The sequence below is a fragment of the Fibrobacter sp. UWB5 genome (assembly GCF_002210295.1).
In the GTDB taxonomy this organism is placed as follows: domain Bacteria; phylum Fibrobacterota; class Fibrobacteria; order Fibrobacterales; family Fibrobacteraceae; genus Fibrobacter.
The window spans coordinates 1-16,984 of sequence record NZ_MWQH01000009.1 but is presented as its reverse complement, the minus strand read 5'-3'; the positions used below and the strand labels follow the sequence as shown (position 1 = coordinate 16,984).

The window sequence follows — 16,984 nt, the reverse complement described above, 5'->3', positions numbered from 1 at the left end:
TGGGAGTTATTATGTCCAAGAAGAACAACAAGAGTAATAAGAAAAAGTCCGTTCGTGGCAAATGTAAAATTGAGGCTTAGGAACCATGTTTGCGCTAAAGCGCTTCCCGCTGCGGCTCGAATATGAAAACAGGTGAGCCTGTTTTCGCATCGCTCGCCTTACGGGTAGTGATGGACGCTGATTAGGTCATTGATTTGACCTTGAATGACGCAAATCCATTTCACACTTCACATTCCACACTCCACATTACAATCCGGGGGTTTTAGGGGGCGGAGCCATCTATGCCGGTGACCTCTAGCGGCGGTTTGACCCCCAAAATTGAAAAAAAATGCTGAAAAGACCTAGTCCGTTTAGGTAAATTTTTGTATCTTTCCGCCCAAGAACGCACCACCCTATGGTGGGTAGCAATTTCACAATAAAACAAAAGGATCCAATAATGGCTCTCAAACTCGGTATCAATGGTTTCGGTCGTATCGGCCGTATGGTCTTCCGCGCTGCTGTGGAAAACTTCTCCAAGGACATTACTGTTGTCGGTATCAACGACCTTCTCGACGCTGACTACCTCGCTTACATGCTGAAGTATGACTCCGTCCACGGCGCTTTCAACCACGACATCAAGGTGGAAGGCAACTTCCTCATCGTCGATGGCAACAAGATTCAGATCTTCGCCGAAAAGGATCCGTCCGCAATCACTTGGGGTGCCCTCGATGTTGACGTCGTTGTGGAATCCACTGGCTTCTTCCTGACCGAAGAACTCGCTTCTGCTCACCTCAAGGCTGGTGCCAAGAAGGTCATCATGTCTGCTCCGTCTAAGGACGCTACTCCGATGTTCGTGTACGGCGTGAACGACAAGACCTACGCTGGCCAGAAGATCATCTCCAACGCTTCCTGCACCACCAACTGCCTTGCCCCGATCTCCAAGGTCCTCGATGAAAAGTTCGGCATCGTCCGTGGCCTCATGACCACCGTTCACGCTGCAACTGCTACTCAGAAGACCGTTGACGGCCCGTCCAAGAAGGACTGGCGCGGTGGCCGTGGCATTCTCGAAAACATCATCCCGTCTTCTACGGGTGCTGCTAAGGCCGTGGGTAAGGTTCTCCCGCAGCTCAACGGCAAGCTCACCGGTATGTCTATGCGCGTGCCGACTTCCGACGTGTCCGTTGTTGACCTGACTGTCGAACTCAAGAAGGCTTGCACTTACGAAGAAATCTGCGCTGCCATGAAGGAAGCTTCTGAAGGCGAACTCAAGGGCATCCTCGGTTACACCGACGAAGCCGTTGTTTCTACCGACTTCCGCAACTGCCCGAAGACCTCCATCTTCGACGCCAAGGCTGGCATCCAGCTCGACCCGACCTTCGTTAAGGTTGTGTCCTGGTACGATAACGAATGGGGCTACAGCAACAAGGTTTGCGAAATGGCCCGCGTGATCGCCAAGTAAGATTTCTAGATGGCGTTAGTCGTGCGGACGCCACTTAGTTTTCCGCACTTCCGCTAAGAAACCTTTCAAAGACCCCTGTCGGTAACCCCGGCGGGGTTCTTTTTTATTGAAATCGTGTTTTGGATAAACTATATTTTGTGGCATGAAAAATAAATTCCTAGCTCTTTTGATTTCGTCGGCATTCCTGTTCGCAGCATGCGGTGACGATTCCTCCTCGACGTCTGCGAACGCTTCCGGCGAAGAGTCTTCTTCTTCGCTTGAAGATGGCGATGACTCCTCTTCCTCTTCTGAAAAGGGCGATGCAAAGTCTTCGTCTTCCAAGAAGGGCGAAAAGTCCTCGTCTAGCGAAAAAGCTTCAGAGAAGTCCTCTTCTTCTGAAAAGTCTTCTGACAAATCTTCGTCTTCTACCAAGGACGATTCCAAGTCCTCTTCGAGTGAATCTCCGAAGTCTTCGTCTAGCGAAGCGACGGAATCCTCGTCTTCTGAAGTTTCGTCTTCTTCTGTAGTAACTCCGGAAGGGACGCGCGCCGCAAAGCTGGCAGACTTGGAGAAGAATGTGGAACTCAAGCTGTTTGACCAGACGGTTTACCTGTCGACCGGTAGCAAACTGGGGGTTGTGTCTCTCCGCATTCCTGACGAATTATGGGCCGTTACTTATACGGATTTTGCTAATGGCGTGGTGAACTTTAAATCGAACAATACTGGCATGCAGTATTCCAAAACCGATGCAGCCACTAAGATTGTGGAAAAAGTAAATCAGGGCTTCAAAATTTCGTTTGTGGTCGATGATGAAGGCACGGTCATGTACTCCGTGGACGGCTCCGAAGATTACAGCGAAGCGGTAAAGGCCAGCGTTGCTGTTCAGAAGGGCAAGGTCTCTAAGGCGGATTCAATCAAGAACAAAATTTATGAATGTGCCGATGGCGATACTACGAGGGTCTTCAGGTTCTTCGATGGCTCGTATATCTATGAAAATTCTGTCAATGACAAGGTGGTGAACTGGCATGCCGGCCGCTACGATGTACAGCGTAGCACTCTGTTGATGCTTCCGTTACATTACGTAGGGGAGATTCGTACGTTGTTCATTCATTCTGTGGGCACCGACAACACCATCTCGATGGGCTCGGATGTGACTGTGAGTTGCACGGCAAACAATCTCGAGTACGATTACGAAAAGGCCGAGGATTTTGTCGGCGAATGGGTCGCGTCTAAAGATGGTGTCGATTGGACGTTTACCTTGAAGGCTGACGGAACATCCAAGCTAGAAGCTGTCGAAGGCGCCAAGAAAGTGGAATACAAGGCAGGCACCTGGGAAATTTACGGCTACTACATGATGATTAACAACCATACGTTCTTGCGTGCGGGGAGTACGACAAGCATGTACGGACAGTTACAGACCGGACCGATTGACCCCAAAACCGGCAAGATTAGTGGATTCTCGTTCATCCATAATGACACGGATACGCCGCATATTCCGACCTCGTTTGACGCTCCGGAATTCGACGACTAAATTGGGAAGAACCCCTGGAAAAAAAAGAAGGCCCGCATCTGCGGGCCTCTTTTGTAATTTCGTCTGTTGGGCGCAAGCCCCGTTCTAGATTACAGCTTCATATCGCTCAGGCGAGTGTGTTCCACAGCATCAAACTCTTCCTGAATCTCCTTGCTGGGGGCTTTGGTGCAGAGGCTTACGATCACGATGGTGGCGAAGCTAAGCACAAAGCCGGGCACGAGCTCGTAAATCTGGAAGATTTCGGCGGAGAATCCGGAGAGGTAGAACTTCCACACGAAGGTGGTGATGCCGCCCACCAGCATACCCGCGATGGCGCCCGGAAGCGTGGTACGCTTCCAGAACAGGGCGAGGAGCATAATCGGACCGAAGGTGGCGCCAAATCCGCCCCAGGCAAAGCTCACGAGGCTCATCACGACATCGAGGAAGCTCTTGCCCTGTTTAGCGCCGTCGGCGCTGGGCGCCCCCTGCATGGCGACGATGACCGCGATAACCGTAATGAGCACCACGACGCCGCGGCTCACCCACATGACTTCCTTGTTGCTCGCATTCTTGCGGAACAGGTGCTTGTAGAGGTCGTTACTGAAGGCAGAAGCCGAAACCAGCAGCTGGGAGTCGGCCGTACTCATGATGGCGGCGAGGATGGCTGCCATGAGGATAGCGGCGACAGCCGGATGGCAGAGCGTCTGGCACAAAATCATGAAGATGCGTTCCGGGTCGGCGACGGTAATGCCGTTCGCTTCTACGTAGTAGCGTCCGAGGATGGCAATCATGATGGCGGCACCGAGGCAGATGGTCACCCAGGTCATGGCGACGCGGCGGGAGAACTTGATGTCTTCGGCGTTCTTGATGCTCATGAAGCGCACCAGGATGTGCGGCATGCCAAAATAACCGAGTCCCCACGCGAGGCTAGAAATCAAGGCGATAAGCCCGATGGACTTGCCGGTGGTGGCGTTAGTGAACAGGCTCAACAGGTAGGGGTTCTGTGCGTTCACGGCGTCTATGGTCGCAGCAAAACCGCCCGAACCGGTCATGATAATCGAGGGAATCGCGATGACGGCGATGAGCATCATGGTCGCCTGGATAAAGTCTGTCCAGCACACGGCAAAGAAGCCGCCCATGAAGGTGTAGCTCACCACGACAACCGCACCGATGATAAGGCCGGTGGTGTAGTTCATGCCGAAGATGGTGCCGAAGAGTTTTGCGCTAGCCACAAAGCCCGAAACCGTGTAGAACAGGAAGAACGCGAGAATGAAGATGGAGGCGATAACGCGGATGATTCCCTTGTTGTCGCGGAAACGGTTCGCAAAGAAGTCGGGGAGTGTGATGGAGTCTCCGCAGAAGTGGCTGTACTTGCGGAGCCTGCGGCCCACGATTTTCCAGTTGAAGTAGGTGCCGATCACGAGACCGATACCGATCCACGCTTCGGAAAACCCGCTCACGAAGATAGCGCCCGGGAGGCCCATCAAAAGCCAGCCGCTCATGTCGGAGGCCTGTGCGGACATGGCCACGACCCACTTGTTCATGCCGCGGTTACCGAGGTAGTAGGCATTCAGGCTGTTTGCTTTTTTAGAGAAGTAAAAGCCGATGCCAAGCATCATTAAGAGGTATAAAATGAAAACGGTTAAGACCATTTTTTAACTCCTTTTTTATATGCAAAAAAGATAGCTAAAATATTGTAGCTTTCAAAATAGTGCCACACAGATTTGATTTTGCTAACGCAAAATTTGTTTATTATTCAGGAATCACGTTAATTTGTCCCACTGATTCGATTTTGCTAACGCAAAATCTGTTTTTTTGATCTATTATTTTTTGAAATGCCGTTAGGCATTTCGAATTCGTGTGACAATCCGAGTGACAATCTAAGTTTTATATTATTGCTATATATTCTCTTGTGAAAGAAATAAATGAATTGAACATAAAAGTGATTGCGAGGATTCAGAGCGATTTTCCGGATAAGTTCGGGATCCCGCGGCAGAGCGGGCTTTTGAAGAATTTGCGCTCTACAATTGTCTTTGAGCCGGAATTTCGGATTGCCGACGCTTTGCGTGGGCTGGAAGGCTTTAGTCACTTGTGGCTCCTGTGGATTTTCTCGGAAAACGTGCGCGACACCTGGAAGCCGACCGTTCGCCCGCCCCGTCTTGGAGGCAATACGAGGCTCGGCGTGTTTGCGACCCGCAGCAGCTTTAGGCCGAATCCGATCGCCATGAGTTGCGTGAAAATCGAGAAAATCAACCTGACGGGGGAGAATGCTCCCTCCATCGAGGTGAGCGGCGCTGACCTGATGGACGGCACGCCTATCGTAGACATCAAGCCCTATTTGCCTTATGCGGATTCCGTGCCCGAGGCGGCCGGCGGCTTTGCCGAGGCCGTGCGCTTCAACAAGCTTGAGGTCAGTTTCGCGCCCGAAGTGCAAGCTGCGCTTGACGAACAATTCCCTGCAGAAAAAAAAGCAGCTCTAGTAGAGCTGCTTTCCGAAGACCCGCGGCCCGCGTACCAGAGGTCCGCCGACCGGGTTTACGGCTTCCGGTTTGCCGACTTCGAAATCAAGTTTCAAGTGCAGGGCGACCACCTGACGGTCGTCGCTATTTTACCATTACAGCCTTAGTGGCCTTGAACCCCTCGCCCTGGGCACTTACTACGTAGCGCCCGGCCGGGAGTCTGCCCTCAAGCATCAAAGTGTTGGTTCCGGCGTAGTTGCCGCTCAAATCCAGCACTTCCTTGCCGAGGCTAGAGTAAATCTTGACGGTCAGCTGCGTTGCCTTGGCAAGGCTCAACTGCACATTGCCGGCTTTGTTCACCGTAAGCGCCCCGCCTGCAAAGTGGTTTACCTGCGCAATTCCCACGCCAGCATCCGACGACGATTCCGGCGACGAGCCTGCCTCTGACGAAGAAGAAACTCCGTGATGGCTATGGCTGGAACTTGACTTTGCTTCGCTAGAGCTGGAGGCGACTTCGCTGCTGCTGGATTCGGCGGTTGCGGCGGGTTTGAGCTTGTCGCCCAGGACCTCGATCATCTTTTCGGCGTAACGCTTACCGAAGTCGCGGTATTCCTGCGAGGTGAAGTGCACGTTCTGGCCGTCGCCCAAAGCCTGGTTGAAGCCTTCGGAAGACACCACGTAGAAGTTCTTGGACTGCTGCGGGAGCTTCGCGATGTTGTTGTTCGCGCCGGCACTGCTACCGCTGCGCAGCACTTCGCCCGCAAGGAACGGAATGTCATTGCCGAGACCCAGGTCCTTGATGATGTTGTCGTAGACACCCTTGACTTTGGAAGGCCAGCTACCGTCACCGGCGTCCGTTTCACCTTGGTGGAAGATAATGCCCTTGATAACGCCGTCTTCCTGAGCCTTCTTGGCCATTTCGATCAAGCGGCCGTAGGGGTTTCCACCATAATCGTTAATACGCTGGGTCATCCAGCTCTGCTGACCCTGGGCGTAGCTTCTGTATTGGTCCTTGTCGAACAGCTTGATGCTGCATCCTGCAACAGCCACCACGATGACGCCCACCTTAATCTGGGGATCCGTTTTTTCGACCATGGTACGGCCGAAGTAGTCCGTGGGGCCAAGCTTCGCTCCTTGACAGTGCGCCAGTGGAGGCACGGCAGTCGACCATTTGCCCTTGCTCTTGCCCGAGCAAGAACCATTATCGGAAGCCCAGAGAACCTGGAATCGGTCGTCGACAGACTTGTCTTGTTGTCCGATATCGCCCTGGCCTTCCATATTGGACTGGCCAAAGGCCAAGTAAATATGGAAATTCGGGTCCGGTGCGGCGTTTACTTGAGAAAGAGCCATTGCGAATGCTGCTCCGAGAAGAATTTTTTTCATAATATACTCCAAACAACGGGGGAAAAATTTCCCTCAACCTAAAAATAACCCATTATTATGGATCCATAATAATTGTAAACTTTAATATGTTGTTGATTTTTACAACAAGAATTACTTATATTCAAGGAAAAACGAGGAAATTCTATGAAAAAGATGTATTTGGTTCCGTTTGCTGCCGCCTTTGCTTTGGCAACTCTTGCTGCTTGCGGTGATTCTTCCAGCGACCCTAAGCCGTCCAAGGCTGAAGAATGCTCCAAGGGCTTGACCCCCGAATGCCTGGTGGGTTCCTGGTCCTTGGTAGGCATTGCCAATGCGGCTAACAACAACGAAATTATCCCTAATTTTGATTATGCCGCAGGTCCCGGCAAGTTGATCTTTACCGATGACGGCAAGTTCGAATTTGACCTGCCCACGGCAAATCTCGGCAACAGCCCCCTCCTGAATCCGCTTGATTATCCGGTTTATGGCGATTGGAAGGTTGAGGGCAATGTCGTCAAGCTCCATTCCATGAGCACGGCCTTGTTCAAGACCCGTACTGAAGTCGCTCCGGTTATCACTATGGATGCCGCCACGGTCAAAATGACTTTTGGTGCGGGCTCTCTCTGGCTTATGGAAAATGCGACCGACGAAGTGAGTATCAAGACTAACGCAACGGAAGTCTATACCATTAGCGCACAGTAGTTTTTTTGCAGGTTTTAGCCTGTAAAACGAATTGAAATGCAAAAATCCCCGACAATAAATTGCCGGGGATTTTTGTGTGTATTTGGATTTATGGAGAATCTTTTTATCGAAGCGTGATCGTCTTCTGGTTGAGAACTTTGCCGTTAGCGCCCTTCAGGCGAGCCATGTACTTGCCCACGGGCAGCTTGTTCAGGCTGACCACGTTTTCGCTTTCGAGGCTGGAGCTCAAGGCGAGCTTGCCGTTGGCGGCATAGATTTCGATCTTGCTGCCGGCCGGGGCGCTCACGTGCAGGTTGCGCTTTTCGAGCTGCATGAAGGTGCTAGCCGTAATGTTCACGCGGTTAAGCTTGGTAATGAATTCGGTGCCTTCGGGGGCGCCTACGATGGTGCCGCGGCCGACTGTGCTCATGTACACGACACCGAAGGTGTTCATGTCGCCCTGCACGAAGTTGCCGTTGCCCGGGCCGCCGAACTGGTGCATGTCATCATTCACGCGTTCAAAGGTCTTGCACTTGTCGGTGCTGCGGTAAATGCCGATCGGGTCGCCGGACTTGGCTGCACCCCAGATAAAGATGGTTTCGTAGTCGCTGCCTTCCTTGGCCTTGCCGATACCGACGGCGATGGCGGTAGATGCACCTTCGCAGTGGTTCCAGCTCTTGCCGCCGTTTTCGGAGTAGGCGAGGCCGTTTTCGCTAAAGCCCTTGGGGAGCCAGACTTGGGCCTGGTCCACAGGAACCCACAGGTGGCCTTCTTTGCCCGGAACGGTACGGATGAGTCCGCCACCGTTGTAGTAAACTCCTTCCTGTTCGTTCTGCAGGCGTGCTTCGGATTCAGCAAAGGTCTTGCCGCCGTCGGTCGACTTGTAAAGCGAGCCCATGCCGCCCATCACGTAGAACACGTCTGGGTTCACGGGGTCAGCGACAATGCGGGAATAGTTCGTCTGGGTGCCGGTTTCAACAGCGGTCCAAGTGGCGCCATTGTCGGCAGAGCGGTAAACGGTGGCGCCCTGGTCGGGGCGGTGTAGCATCACCTTGCCGTCGGCAGAGAGCACGACCAAGCCCTTGGGACCCTTGAGAGTCGTCTTCACGCTGTCCCAGGTGGCGCCCATGTCGTCGGAGCGGTACATCACATTGAAGTTCTGGGAGTCGTACTGGCCATATACGGTAATCACGCCCGTACGCAAAAGGCTTCCAGTCAGCGGGGCGTAGCCCATGCTTTCGGTGGTGCCGATAATCGGGGTATGGCGCTTGGTGCTGGAATTGATGTTGGAATAAGCGGCGCCGTCGTAGTCACCGATGGCGGTGACGAGCGGACCGCCCGGAATGCTCACGATGTCGAGCGGAACCGTTTCTTCGATACCCTTCGACATGAACTTCCATACGGGAACCTTGGCCGAAATGTCTTCGGTCATAAAGATGCCGTTACCGCTGGTGACCCATGCCTGCTTGTTGTTGAACGGGTTGATTTCAAGAGATCCTGCCCAGTGGATGGCGTTGCCCGGAATCCAGGCGGTACCGTTGGCATCGATGTTCGGAATGTCGTTGTAATGCTGGCCGTGAATCCAGGTCTTGCCGCCGTCGGTCGTGGTGTAAATGCGGTCGCCGTAGTTGTCCTTTTCGTCGATCGTTACATGGCGTCCAGTGTACTTGCCGAGGGTCGAAATCACGATGTGGTTCTTGTCCTTAGGGTCGATGGCCACGCCGCCGTATGAGCTCTTGTCTTTTTCATAGCTCTTGGTGGTGCTGCCTTCGTGTTCCACGGAATCGCTGGGGGTCAGGTCGGTCCAAGTGCCGCCGGCAATATTATACTTGTAGAATCCGCCACTGGCAATGTTGTAGGGGCCGGGGCCGTCAGCAAAGGTCACGTACATGTCGCCATCGACAATCTTGGCGCGGTGGGGCATGAGTCCGGTGGGGACTCCCTTGACGACTTCCCAAGTGGCGCCGCCGTCGTGGCTCACCTGCAGGTTGTCCTTGGTTTCAGAAGTGCCGATGTAGATTGTGGCGGTGCTTCCGTCGGCAAGTTTGCCCTGAGCCGGGTCAAACATTACGAAGCTGACGCCGTTCACGCCGTTCAGGCTAGATTCGGTGGCGCTCGAAAGGGCGACCTTGTAAAGGCTGGTCCAGGTCTTACCGTAGTCGGTACTCTTGTACACGCCCTTGGTGCGGCTGCCGCAAAGAACGATATTGCCCATGTTCGGGTCTACGGCCAGCTTTTCGCCGGTCTGGCGGCCCATGCCGTTACCGTGGGCGAGCATTTCCACATAGGTCGTGTCCCAGGATTCGCCGTAGTTTTCGCTACGGAGCACGGCGGTGCGGCCCTTGCTAAAGTAGCCCGTTCCTGCAAGCACATAAATGCGCATGGGGTCGTTCGGGTCGAGAGCGAAGGCTTCGGTTCCGTAGAGACCCACGTCATTCTGGTCTATCCAGTCCATCAACGGGATCCAGGTCTTCTTTTCAAAGTCAAAACGATAAATGCCGCCCACGTCAGTGCGGGCGTAAAGCAGATTTTCGGCCTTGGGGTGGAAAATCACGGCAGAAACGAATCCACCGCCGTCAAAACGGACGTTTCCCCAGTTGTATTTTTCGGCATTTGCCGCAGTCGCGAGCATTCCCACGCCCAAAGCGACTGTCAAAACCTTTATTTTACCAAGCATACCATCTCCATTTTTTTATTTCGCTATTGAAAATACCTAAATAACGAAAAAAGCGGCTTAAAAAGCCGCTTTGTATCCATAAATATGTTTATGACTTCTCAACAGGTCCGGAGGGCCTGAAAAGCCTTAAATTGTGCCCGAAGAACCACCCTTGATAGGTACGTAGCGCACCTCGTTCTTGTCGTTGATAATGACTGCGACACCGGCGAGGTAGCTGAGCCACTTACGGGAGGTCGGTTCGTGCAGCTTGAGGTCGATCTGCTTTTGCGTGGCAAATACGGTCAGAGGCATCAGAACCTGGTCGTGGGAGGCTATTACCGTGTACTTGGGCATTTCGGCGTAATCCTTGATCACGTAGGTGTTCAAGAGTTCGTTGCTGCGTTCTTCCAAGTCGTAGAACACGTCGGCGTATTGACCTTCGTAGACCCAGGCCGCGTAAATGACGTTCACGTTCTTGATAGAATCCCTCTTCATGACGGTATCGCGCAATTCCTTGTCCTTCATGTACCAGCCATCGGCCAGTTGCTTGATGGTATCGGCTGCGAAATTCACCACGGAGGAATCCGGCAGCATCTGTGACTGACCGCGACCGATTGCAATGTTCAATGCGGTCTGGTAAGTGCGCACGAATCCGGAATGGATAAACTTAAATTCGGTGGGTCCCACCAGTTTGGCGCCCATTTCTTGGGCTTCGATGGCGCCGTCTTCGGTCAACGGGGATTCGGAACCGATACCGGCTTCGCGTTCACCGTGACGTACCAGGAACACGACCTTTTCGTTGCACTGGATATTCTGGTAGACTTCGCCCACATCCGTGAACTCGTTCATCGGGAATACGATCGGCTGCGGGGAAACTCCTTCGCATTCGTCTTTCACCGGGGCCGTTGCCGAGGTATCCTGGATTCCGGGAGCCTGGCTCGTGGTAGTATCGGTGGGCGTAGCAGTCGTGTCGGCCGGGTCCGTGGGCTGAGGCGTGACGGCGGAACTCGTGTCAGCAGGATTCTGTTGGACTGCAGGATCCGTAGGATTTTGGGTCGGATCTGTCGGCGTCTGGGCCGGGTCAGTCGTCTGCGTCGGATCCGTCGGGGAAATTTCCGGAGTCGCGGGCGAGCTGGAAGAATCAGAAGAACATGCTGTAAACGAAACGGCAGAAAGGGCTGCCGCCGTTGCTAAGGCGAATAAAAATTGTCTTTTCATGCCATTAATATACAATAATTATGCTATGCAGAATGTAAATTTTAGAACTTAGAACTTAGAACTTAGAACTTAGAACTTAGAACTTAGAACTTAGAACACTCTCTTCTCTCTAAGCTCTACCAACTAAGTTCTACCAACTAACCTCTACTACTATACGCCTTTTCGGCGCGCTCGTTACGGCGCTTGAGTTCCTTGTTCAGTGGCCAGTAGATGGAGGCAAACAGGATGTAGCCGCACAACAGCACAATCCAGTGGTTGAGTCCGAGACCGATTTCGATATAGCGCATTTCGATGAACATGAGCGGCCCCGCAATCAGGAACAGCGGAAGTTGCCTGCACTGGTCGCCCAGCGAATAGCGGCTCTCGTAGCTCACGATGGAATTCATCATCGGGAAACTCGTGCAGAATCCGCCCATCAGGCGCTTGATGAGCATGAGTCCCGAAACAACGCCCGCAATGGCGGGCGCCTTGATGTAGATGGGGAGCGGAGTCTTGTAGCGCACGCCGGATTTGTAGCTCTGCTTCTGGAACATGACTACGCCTACGACAAAGTCAAAAGCGCAAGCGCCCAAGAACCAGGCGTCGTTATCGGGAATGCGCGGCATCAGGAATGTGCCGAGCGCTACAAAGAAGGCGAGCCCCGCGATAATGCTTGGGACAATCGGAATCTTGACCTTGTAGTGGAGAATGCGCACGATATGCACATACAGAAAGCACATGAATCCCGAAATCGCGTTCGCCGTCCCCATCGGGAGCCCAACCGCAATGTAGGCAAAACCGCAAGGAATGGGAATGGTGGCCGTGACCGCTTTAAGTTGCGGATCCTTCAAATAGGCACTCAGGGTTCCGAGCGCCGTGACCATGAAAATCAACAGCCAGTCGTAGAAGGAAAAATTGAGATTCAATACATCAAGCACAGATGTAAATATAGAAATCCGAACTAGGTTCTAGCTTTCTTCATCTTCTGCTTGTTCTGGTACATGTCTTCGTCGGCGCGCTTGCTCACGGAATCTACGGTGTCGCCGCTCTTGTATTCACCCAAGCCGATTGCGACCGAGTAACGATCCCAGGGTTCCCTGGATACATCGTTTTCGGTTTCATAGAATTTCTGGTTGGCGGCTTCAATGAGTTCGTGGCGTTGTTCGTAGTCGCTGTTCTTGAGGATGACGATGAATTCGTCACCGCCGATGCGGAACACCGGAGAGTGTCTGAAGATAGTACAGATGATATGGCATGCCCCTGCAATGTAGAGGTTGCCGTTTGCGTGACCATAGCTGTCGTTGATTACCTTCAGATCGTTCAAGTCGATCATGAGAATGCCAAATTCAGAGACGAGCCTTTCCTTCAAGTCTTTTTCAAGCGTCCTAGCCGCATTGTCGTAGGCGATCCTTGAACCCACATGCGTCAGCGCATCCTTGTAGGCGAGCATGGTCATGGTGGCCGCTTCTTCTTGGGCCGTCTTTACCGTTTCTTCGGCTTCCAGGATGTCTTCGACATAAGTCTTCAAGTCCTTGGACATCTGGGCGATAGCAATCGAGAGCGATTCGACTTCGTTATGGGTATTAATGTCGGGTGCGTCGAAAACGAGGTTCTTGGGATCTTTCTTTTTGCCGCGACTCTTTTCGGCGAACCGGCGGGCGCTTTTTTCAAGTGCGAGAATCGGGCCCGTTACGTTATGGCGTAGCCAGATAATCAAGATAAGGGCGAATAACAGACCTAGGCACAAAGACAGGATCACGTTGTAAAGAACGTAATCGTGAACGGTTTTGTGGAGCTCGTTGATAGAAAGGTCGGCACAGAGAAGACCATAGTGGACGCCTGTAGAACTGACGAGCGGCTTACAGGCCGTGTAGGCGTAACCCCATTCGGAATTCTCTTCGAAATACGAGATTTCATCTTTGGCGATTGCTTCGGAAAATTTATGGAGCTCTTCTTCCGGGTAGGCATCGCTCGTTTCGAGCAGGGGCATGTCCACTTCGCCTTTGGCTCGTTCTTTGGCACTAGTCGCCGAGCAGATGTTGACCATCAGCTTGTCGCGGACAAAAACGGAGTAAAGGTAGAACAACTGGAAATCGTCTACCATGCCATTGAGCAATTCTTGAAGTTGATTGTATTTTTCGCTCTTTTCGCCCTTGATGACACATTCGTAGAGATCGTCTAAGTCTGTCTGTTTTGTGACGTAGTTCAGAATGTCGTCAAGCTTGTCGTCGTAGCGCTCGAACATCGACTTCGAATAGGTGAGGTAAGCCTGAATCGAAAGCAAAAAACACATGAACGCGATAAATACCGCGCTTCCAAGAACAAGGCTTCTATGGATAGGTCTTTTGTACGCTGACATTGTTTTCACCTAGAAAAGAAGATAACCTATTTTTTCAAAAAGCGAACGTCCTAATTCTAATTGTAACAGAAAAATTTATTCCAATTTGGAATAACAGCCCTTTTTAGCGGAAACGGCGGGGCAGGTGTTTGCCTTCGGCGACCCATCCGCTGTATTCGGCCGCGGCGGTGTACATCACGTCGGTCGAAGAGTTGAGGGCGGTTTCAAGGCTATCCTGGACAGCACCAATGATAAATCCGACTGCAACGACCTGCATGGCGACATCGTTTGAAATGCCGAGGAAGGAGCAGGCCATAGGAATCAGGAACAGGGAACCGCCTGCAATACCGCTTGCACCGCAAGCACCGATACTGGCGATGATGCAAAGCATCAGGGCGGTCGGGAAACTGACCGAAATGCCGAGCGTATTGGCGGCGGCCAAGGTCATAATGGCAATCGTGATGGCGGCTCCGTTCATGTTGATGGTCGCCCCCAGCGGAATCGAAACTGAATAGAATTCACGGTCGAGCTTGAGCTTTTCGCAGACATCCATGTTCACGGGAATGTTGGCTGCCGAGCTTCGCGTAAAGAGGGCGGTAATGCCGCTTTCCTTTAAGCAGTAAATCACGAGCGGGTAGGGGTCTTGCTTGATGGCGAAACTGACGACCAGCGGTGCGATAATGAAGGTGGTGAAGATCATGGCGCCGGCAAGGAGGGCTATCAGCATGCCGTAGGTCTTGAAAATCCCGATACCGTTGGTGGCAATGGAAGAATGAATTAGGCCGATGATACCGAGAGGAGCCAAATTAATGAGCCAGTGGACAATGGCCGTGACGGACTTGGTAATGTCTTGCAGAAGTTCCTTGGTAGAATCGCTGGCGTGAATCTTGATGGCGAAACCGAAGATGATGGACCATACGAGAATACCGATGTAATTGGCTTCGGTAATGGCTTCGAAGGGGTTCGAAACCGCACGGACGAGCAAGTTGTTCAGGATTTCGCCGATGCCTTTGGGCAAGGTGGCGGAGGTGGTTGCTTCTTGTGCCAGTTGCAGATTCTGCGGGAACAAGAAGCTTGCTCCGACAGCGACAATGGCGGCTAATACGGTACTGACCATGTAATAGGCGAACGCCTTTCCGAAGCGTCGGTCAAGGGAGGTCTTGCCTGCAGAAAGCGAGTTCACAATCAATACGAACACGAGAATCGGGGCGATACCCTTCATGGCGCCTACGAACAGGACGCCCAGTTCGCCGATCCATTTTTGTCCGGGGAGTAGGATTCCGAGGAGTGTGCCAATGACGATGGCAATACAGATTCGGTAGTTCAGCTTAACGCCGTTGTATTTATCAAGAATCTTTTTGAACATATCATTCCTTTGATTCAAACAGATAAACTAACCTTATAGCACAAATATAAAGAAAAAAAGCGGATTTGTGATAAAAATAACAGAAAAAATCCGTGTAATAAATGTATTTTAGTCGATAGGGACAGGGTATTTTGTATGGAACCGCTGCAATACACATCGCTTGCGCATCTGTTTTTTGCAAACTGCGATAGAGAAAATTTCGCAGGGTGGTCCCATCGTAAACACGGGAAATGGATCAATTTTACCGGCCGACGCCTTCGCCGAGAAACCCAATACCTGGCGCTTGCCTTTAGGGCCCGTGGACTTGTGGCGGGTAAAAGTATAGGCATTGTGGCCGAAAGCTGCCCCGAATGGATTATGGCCGATGTGGCAACGCAGTTGAACCAGGCGAAGGTGGTGCCCCTTTTCCCGAATATTTCGGCCGAGAATTTTAACTACCAGTGCGATGACGCTTCGGTGCAGGTGCTCGTGCTGAACAAGCTTTCGGACTTGGAACCTGCCATTGGCGCCTTGATGCCGCGATTTAATGTGGTCATCTGTATTGATAAGCATTCGGAACTGCCGGCAAACGGGGTGTACTGGGAAGACCTTGTCAAAGAAGGCGAGATGCTGTCGCGCGATCCGGAATCTTCGCATTGGCTGAACCAGCAGATGCATTCCCTGAATCCGGACGATGTGTTCTCGATCCTGTATACGAGCGGTTCTACGGGAATCCCGAAGGGCGTTGAACTGACGCACCGCAACATGCTTTCGCAAATCCAGGTCATCAAGCGCGATTTTTTGCGCTTGAACCGGGAGTCGGACCGCGGCTTGGTCATACTGCCTGTGGCGCATGCCTTTGAACGCATGACGGTTTATTTTTATACTTTGTGCGGAATCAAGGTCTACTTTGCCGACTCGCCGCGCCATACCGCCGAAATTATTCGCGAAATTCGTCCGACGGTCATGACGGTGGTGCCGCGCGTTCTGGAACGACTTTACGAAAGCATGACCGTGGCCGGCGAGAAGATTCACGGCATTCAGAAGTTTGTATACGAGCATGCGATTGCTTACGCCAAAAGGCATAACCCTCTTGAAAAGCGCGGGATTTTTGCGAGTTTCTACGACAAGCTTGTTTACCGTAGAATGCGCGAGGCCATGGGCGGTAAATTCCGCACGGTGATTTCGGGCGGGGGAGCCTTGAACAAGTCAATTTGCAGGTTCTTGCTGAACGTGGGCATTAACGTGACCGAAGGTTACGGGCTTACGGAATGTTCGCCGGTGGTGAGCGTGAATAAGTTCGGAATGGCGCGACCGGGAAGTGTCGGGCTTCCGCTGACGCATTTGCAGGTGAAAATTGGCGAGCATAGCGAGGTCCTTGTCAAAGGCGAAAGCGTGTTCAAGGGATACCGCAACAGGCCTGATTTGAACTCGGATATCTTTACCGATGACGGCTTCTTTAAAACGGGGGACCAAGGCTATTTTGACCGTGACGGCTACTTGTATTTGACGGGACGCTTGAAGGAACTTTTGAAAACGAGTACGGGCAAGTACGTGAGTCCGAACCCGATTGAGCTGGAACTGGGCCGCCACATTCTGGTGGAACAGGCGCTCGTGATTGCGAATGACCGCAAGTTTGCTTCGGCTCTCATTTTCTTGAATCCGGTGAACGCAAAACGATTCTTGCAACGAACCGGTAAGGATTTCAGTGTCGAAAAAGCCTTGAAATCCAAGCGTATTTTTGAATCGATCAATCGCCATGTCGAACGCGTGAACAGCAAATTGAATCATTGGGAACAAATCCGCAAGTGGACCTTGGTGGGCGATGAACTTACCGTTGAGTCGGGCCTGTTGACGCCAACCCTGAAAATAAGGCGTGCCATTGCCGAAGCCCGCTACTCCGACGAAATCGAAAAAATGTACGAAGAATAAAAAAGCCTCCGCCAAAGCGGAGACTTTTTTTATTGTAAGAACGAAAACCACCAGCTAGGCTGGTGGTTCTAAAGAAGCCTTCTGGCG

General features: G+C 52.2%; 12 protein-coding genes. 5 read left to right on the top strand and 7 right to left on the bottom strand.

Annotation, left to right across the window (positions count from 1 at the left end; translation table 11 throughout):
* Positions 1–436: 436 nt before the first annotated feature.
* Positions 437–1,438, top strand: a complete 1,002-nt coding sequence (gene gap / locus B7989_RS11700; RefSeq protein ID WP_072978481.1) for a type I glyceraldehyde-3-phosphate dehydrogenase — start codon at positions 437–439, stop codon at positions 1,436–1,438.
* A gap of 142 nt (positions 1,439–1,580) precedes the next feature.
* Positions 1,581–2,948: a hypothetical protein gene (locus B7989_RS11695; RefSeq protein ID WP_088628666.1), complete on the top strand. Its 1,368-nt coding sequence runs from the start codon at positions 1,581–1,583 to the stop codon at positions 2,946–2,948.
* Positions 2,949–3,037: 89 nt separating this feature from the next.
* Here B7989_RS11695 and putP read toward each other — a convergent pair whose 3' ends face one another.
* Positions 3,038–4,579 carry a sodium/proline symporter PutP gene (gene putP / locus B7989_RS11690; RefSeq protein WP_088628665.1) on the bottom strand — a complete coding sequence of 514 codons (1,542 nt, stop codon included), beginning with the start codon at positions 4,577–4,579 and terminating at the stop codon, positions 3,038–3,040.
* Positions 4,580–4,848: 269 nt separating this feature from the next.
* On the opposite strand from putP, the gene tsaA reads away from it, so the two are divergent.
* Positions 4,849–5,553 carry a tRNA (N6-threonylcarbamoyladenosine(37)-N6)-methyltransferase TrmO gene (gene tsaA / locus B7989_RS11685; RefSeq protein ID WP_088628743.1) on the top strand — a complete coding sequence of 235 codons (705 nt, stop codon included), beginning with the start codon at positions 4,849–4,851 and terminating at the stop codon, positions 5,551–5,553.
* Here tsaA and B7989_RS11680 read toward each other — a convergent pair.
* Positions 5,531–6,769 (bottom strand): sialate O-acetylesterase, encoded by a 1,239-nt coding sequence (locus B7989_RS11680; RefSeq protein ID WP_088628664.1) that lies wholly within the window; start codon positions 6,767–6,769, stop codon positions 5,531–5,533. The genes tsaA and B7989_RS11680 overlap by 23 nt on opposite strands.
* Positions 6,770–6,913: 144 nt before the next feature.
* Here B7989_RS11680 and B7989_RS11675 point away from each other — a divergent pair, with 144 nt between their 5' ends.
* Complete coding sequence (locus tag B7989_RS11675; protein WP_088628663.1) at positions 6,914–7,450, top strand: hypothetical protein; 537 nt, start codon at positions 6,914–6,916, stop codon at positions 7,448–7,450.
* Between the two features lie 103 nt (positions 7,451–7,553).
* Here the strand turns inward: B7989_RS11675 and B7989_RS11670 are convergent, their stop codons facing one another.
* From B7989_RS11670 to sstT, 5 genes are all read right to left on the bottom strand, one after another.
* The gene (locus B7989_RS11670; protein WP_088628662.1) at positions 7,554–10,106 is read right to left on the bottom strand and encodes a 1,4-beta-glucanase; all 2,553 of its coding nucleotides are present in this window, start codon (positions 10,104–10,106) and stop codon (positions 7,554–7,556) included.
* Between the two features lie 126 nt (positions 10,107–10,232).
* Positions 10,233–11,303, bottom strand: coding sequence for a histidine phosphatase family protein (locus B7989_RS11665; RefSeq protein ID WP_088628661.1), 1,071 nt, complete (start codon positions 11,301–11,303; stop codon positions 10,233–10,235).
* Between the two features lie 137 nt (positions 11,304–11,440).
* A complete protein-coding gene (locus B7989_RS11660; protein ID WP_088628660.1) occupies positions 11,441–12,220 on the bottom strand; it encodes a hypothetical protein in 780 nt (259 codons plus the stop codon).
* Positions 12,221–12,243: 23 nt separating this feature from the next.
* Complete coding sequence (locus B7989_RS11655; protein WP_233144402.1) at positions 12,244–13,575, bottom strand: GGDEF domain-containing protein; 1,332 nt, start codon at positions 13,573–13,575, stop codon at positions 12,244–12,246.
* Positions 13,576–13,744: 169 nt separating this feature from the next.
* Complete coding sequence (gene sstT / locus B7989_RS11650) at positions 13,745–14,986, bottom strand: serine/threonine transporter SstT (RefSeq protein ID WP_088628658.1); 1,242 nt, start codon at positions 14,984–14,986, stop codon at positions 13,745–13,747.
* Positions 14,987–15,121: 135 nt separating this feature from the next.
* On the opposite strand from sstT, the gene B7989_RS11645 reads away from it, so the two are divergent.
* Entirely contained in the window at positions 15,122–16,897 is a 1,776-nt protein-coding gene (locus B7989_RS11645) for a long-chain fatty acid--CoA ligase (RefSeq protein ID WP_088628657.1), read from the top strand.
* Positions 16,898–16,984: the final 87 nt, after the last annotated feature.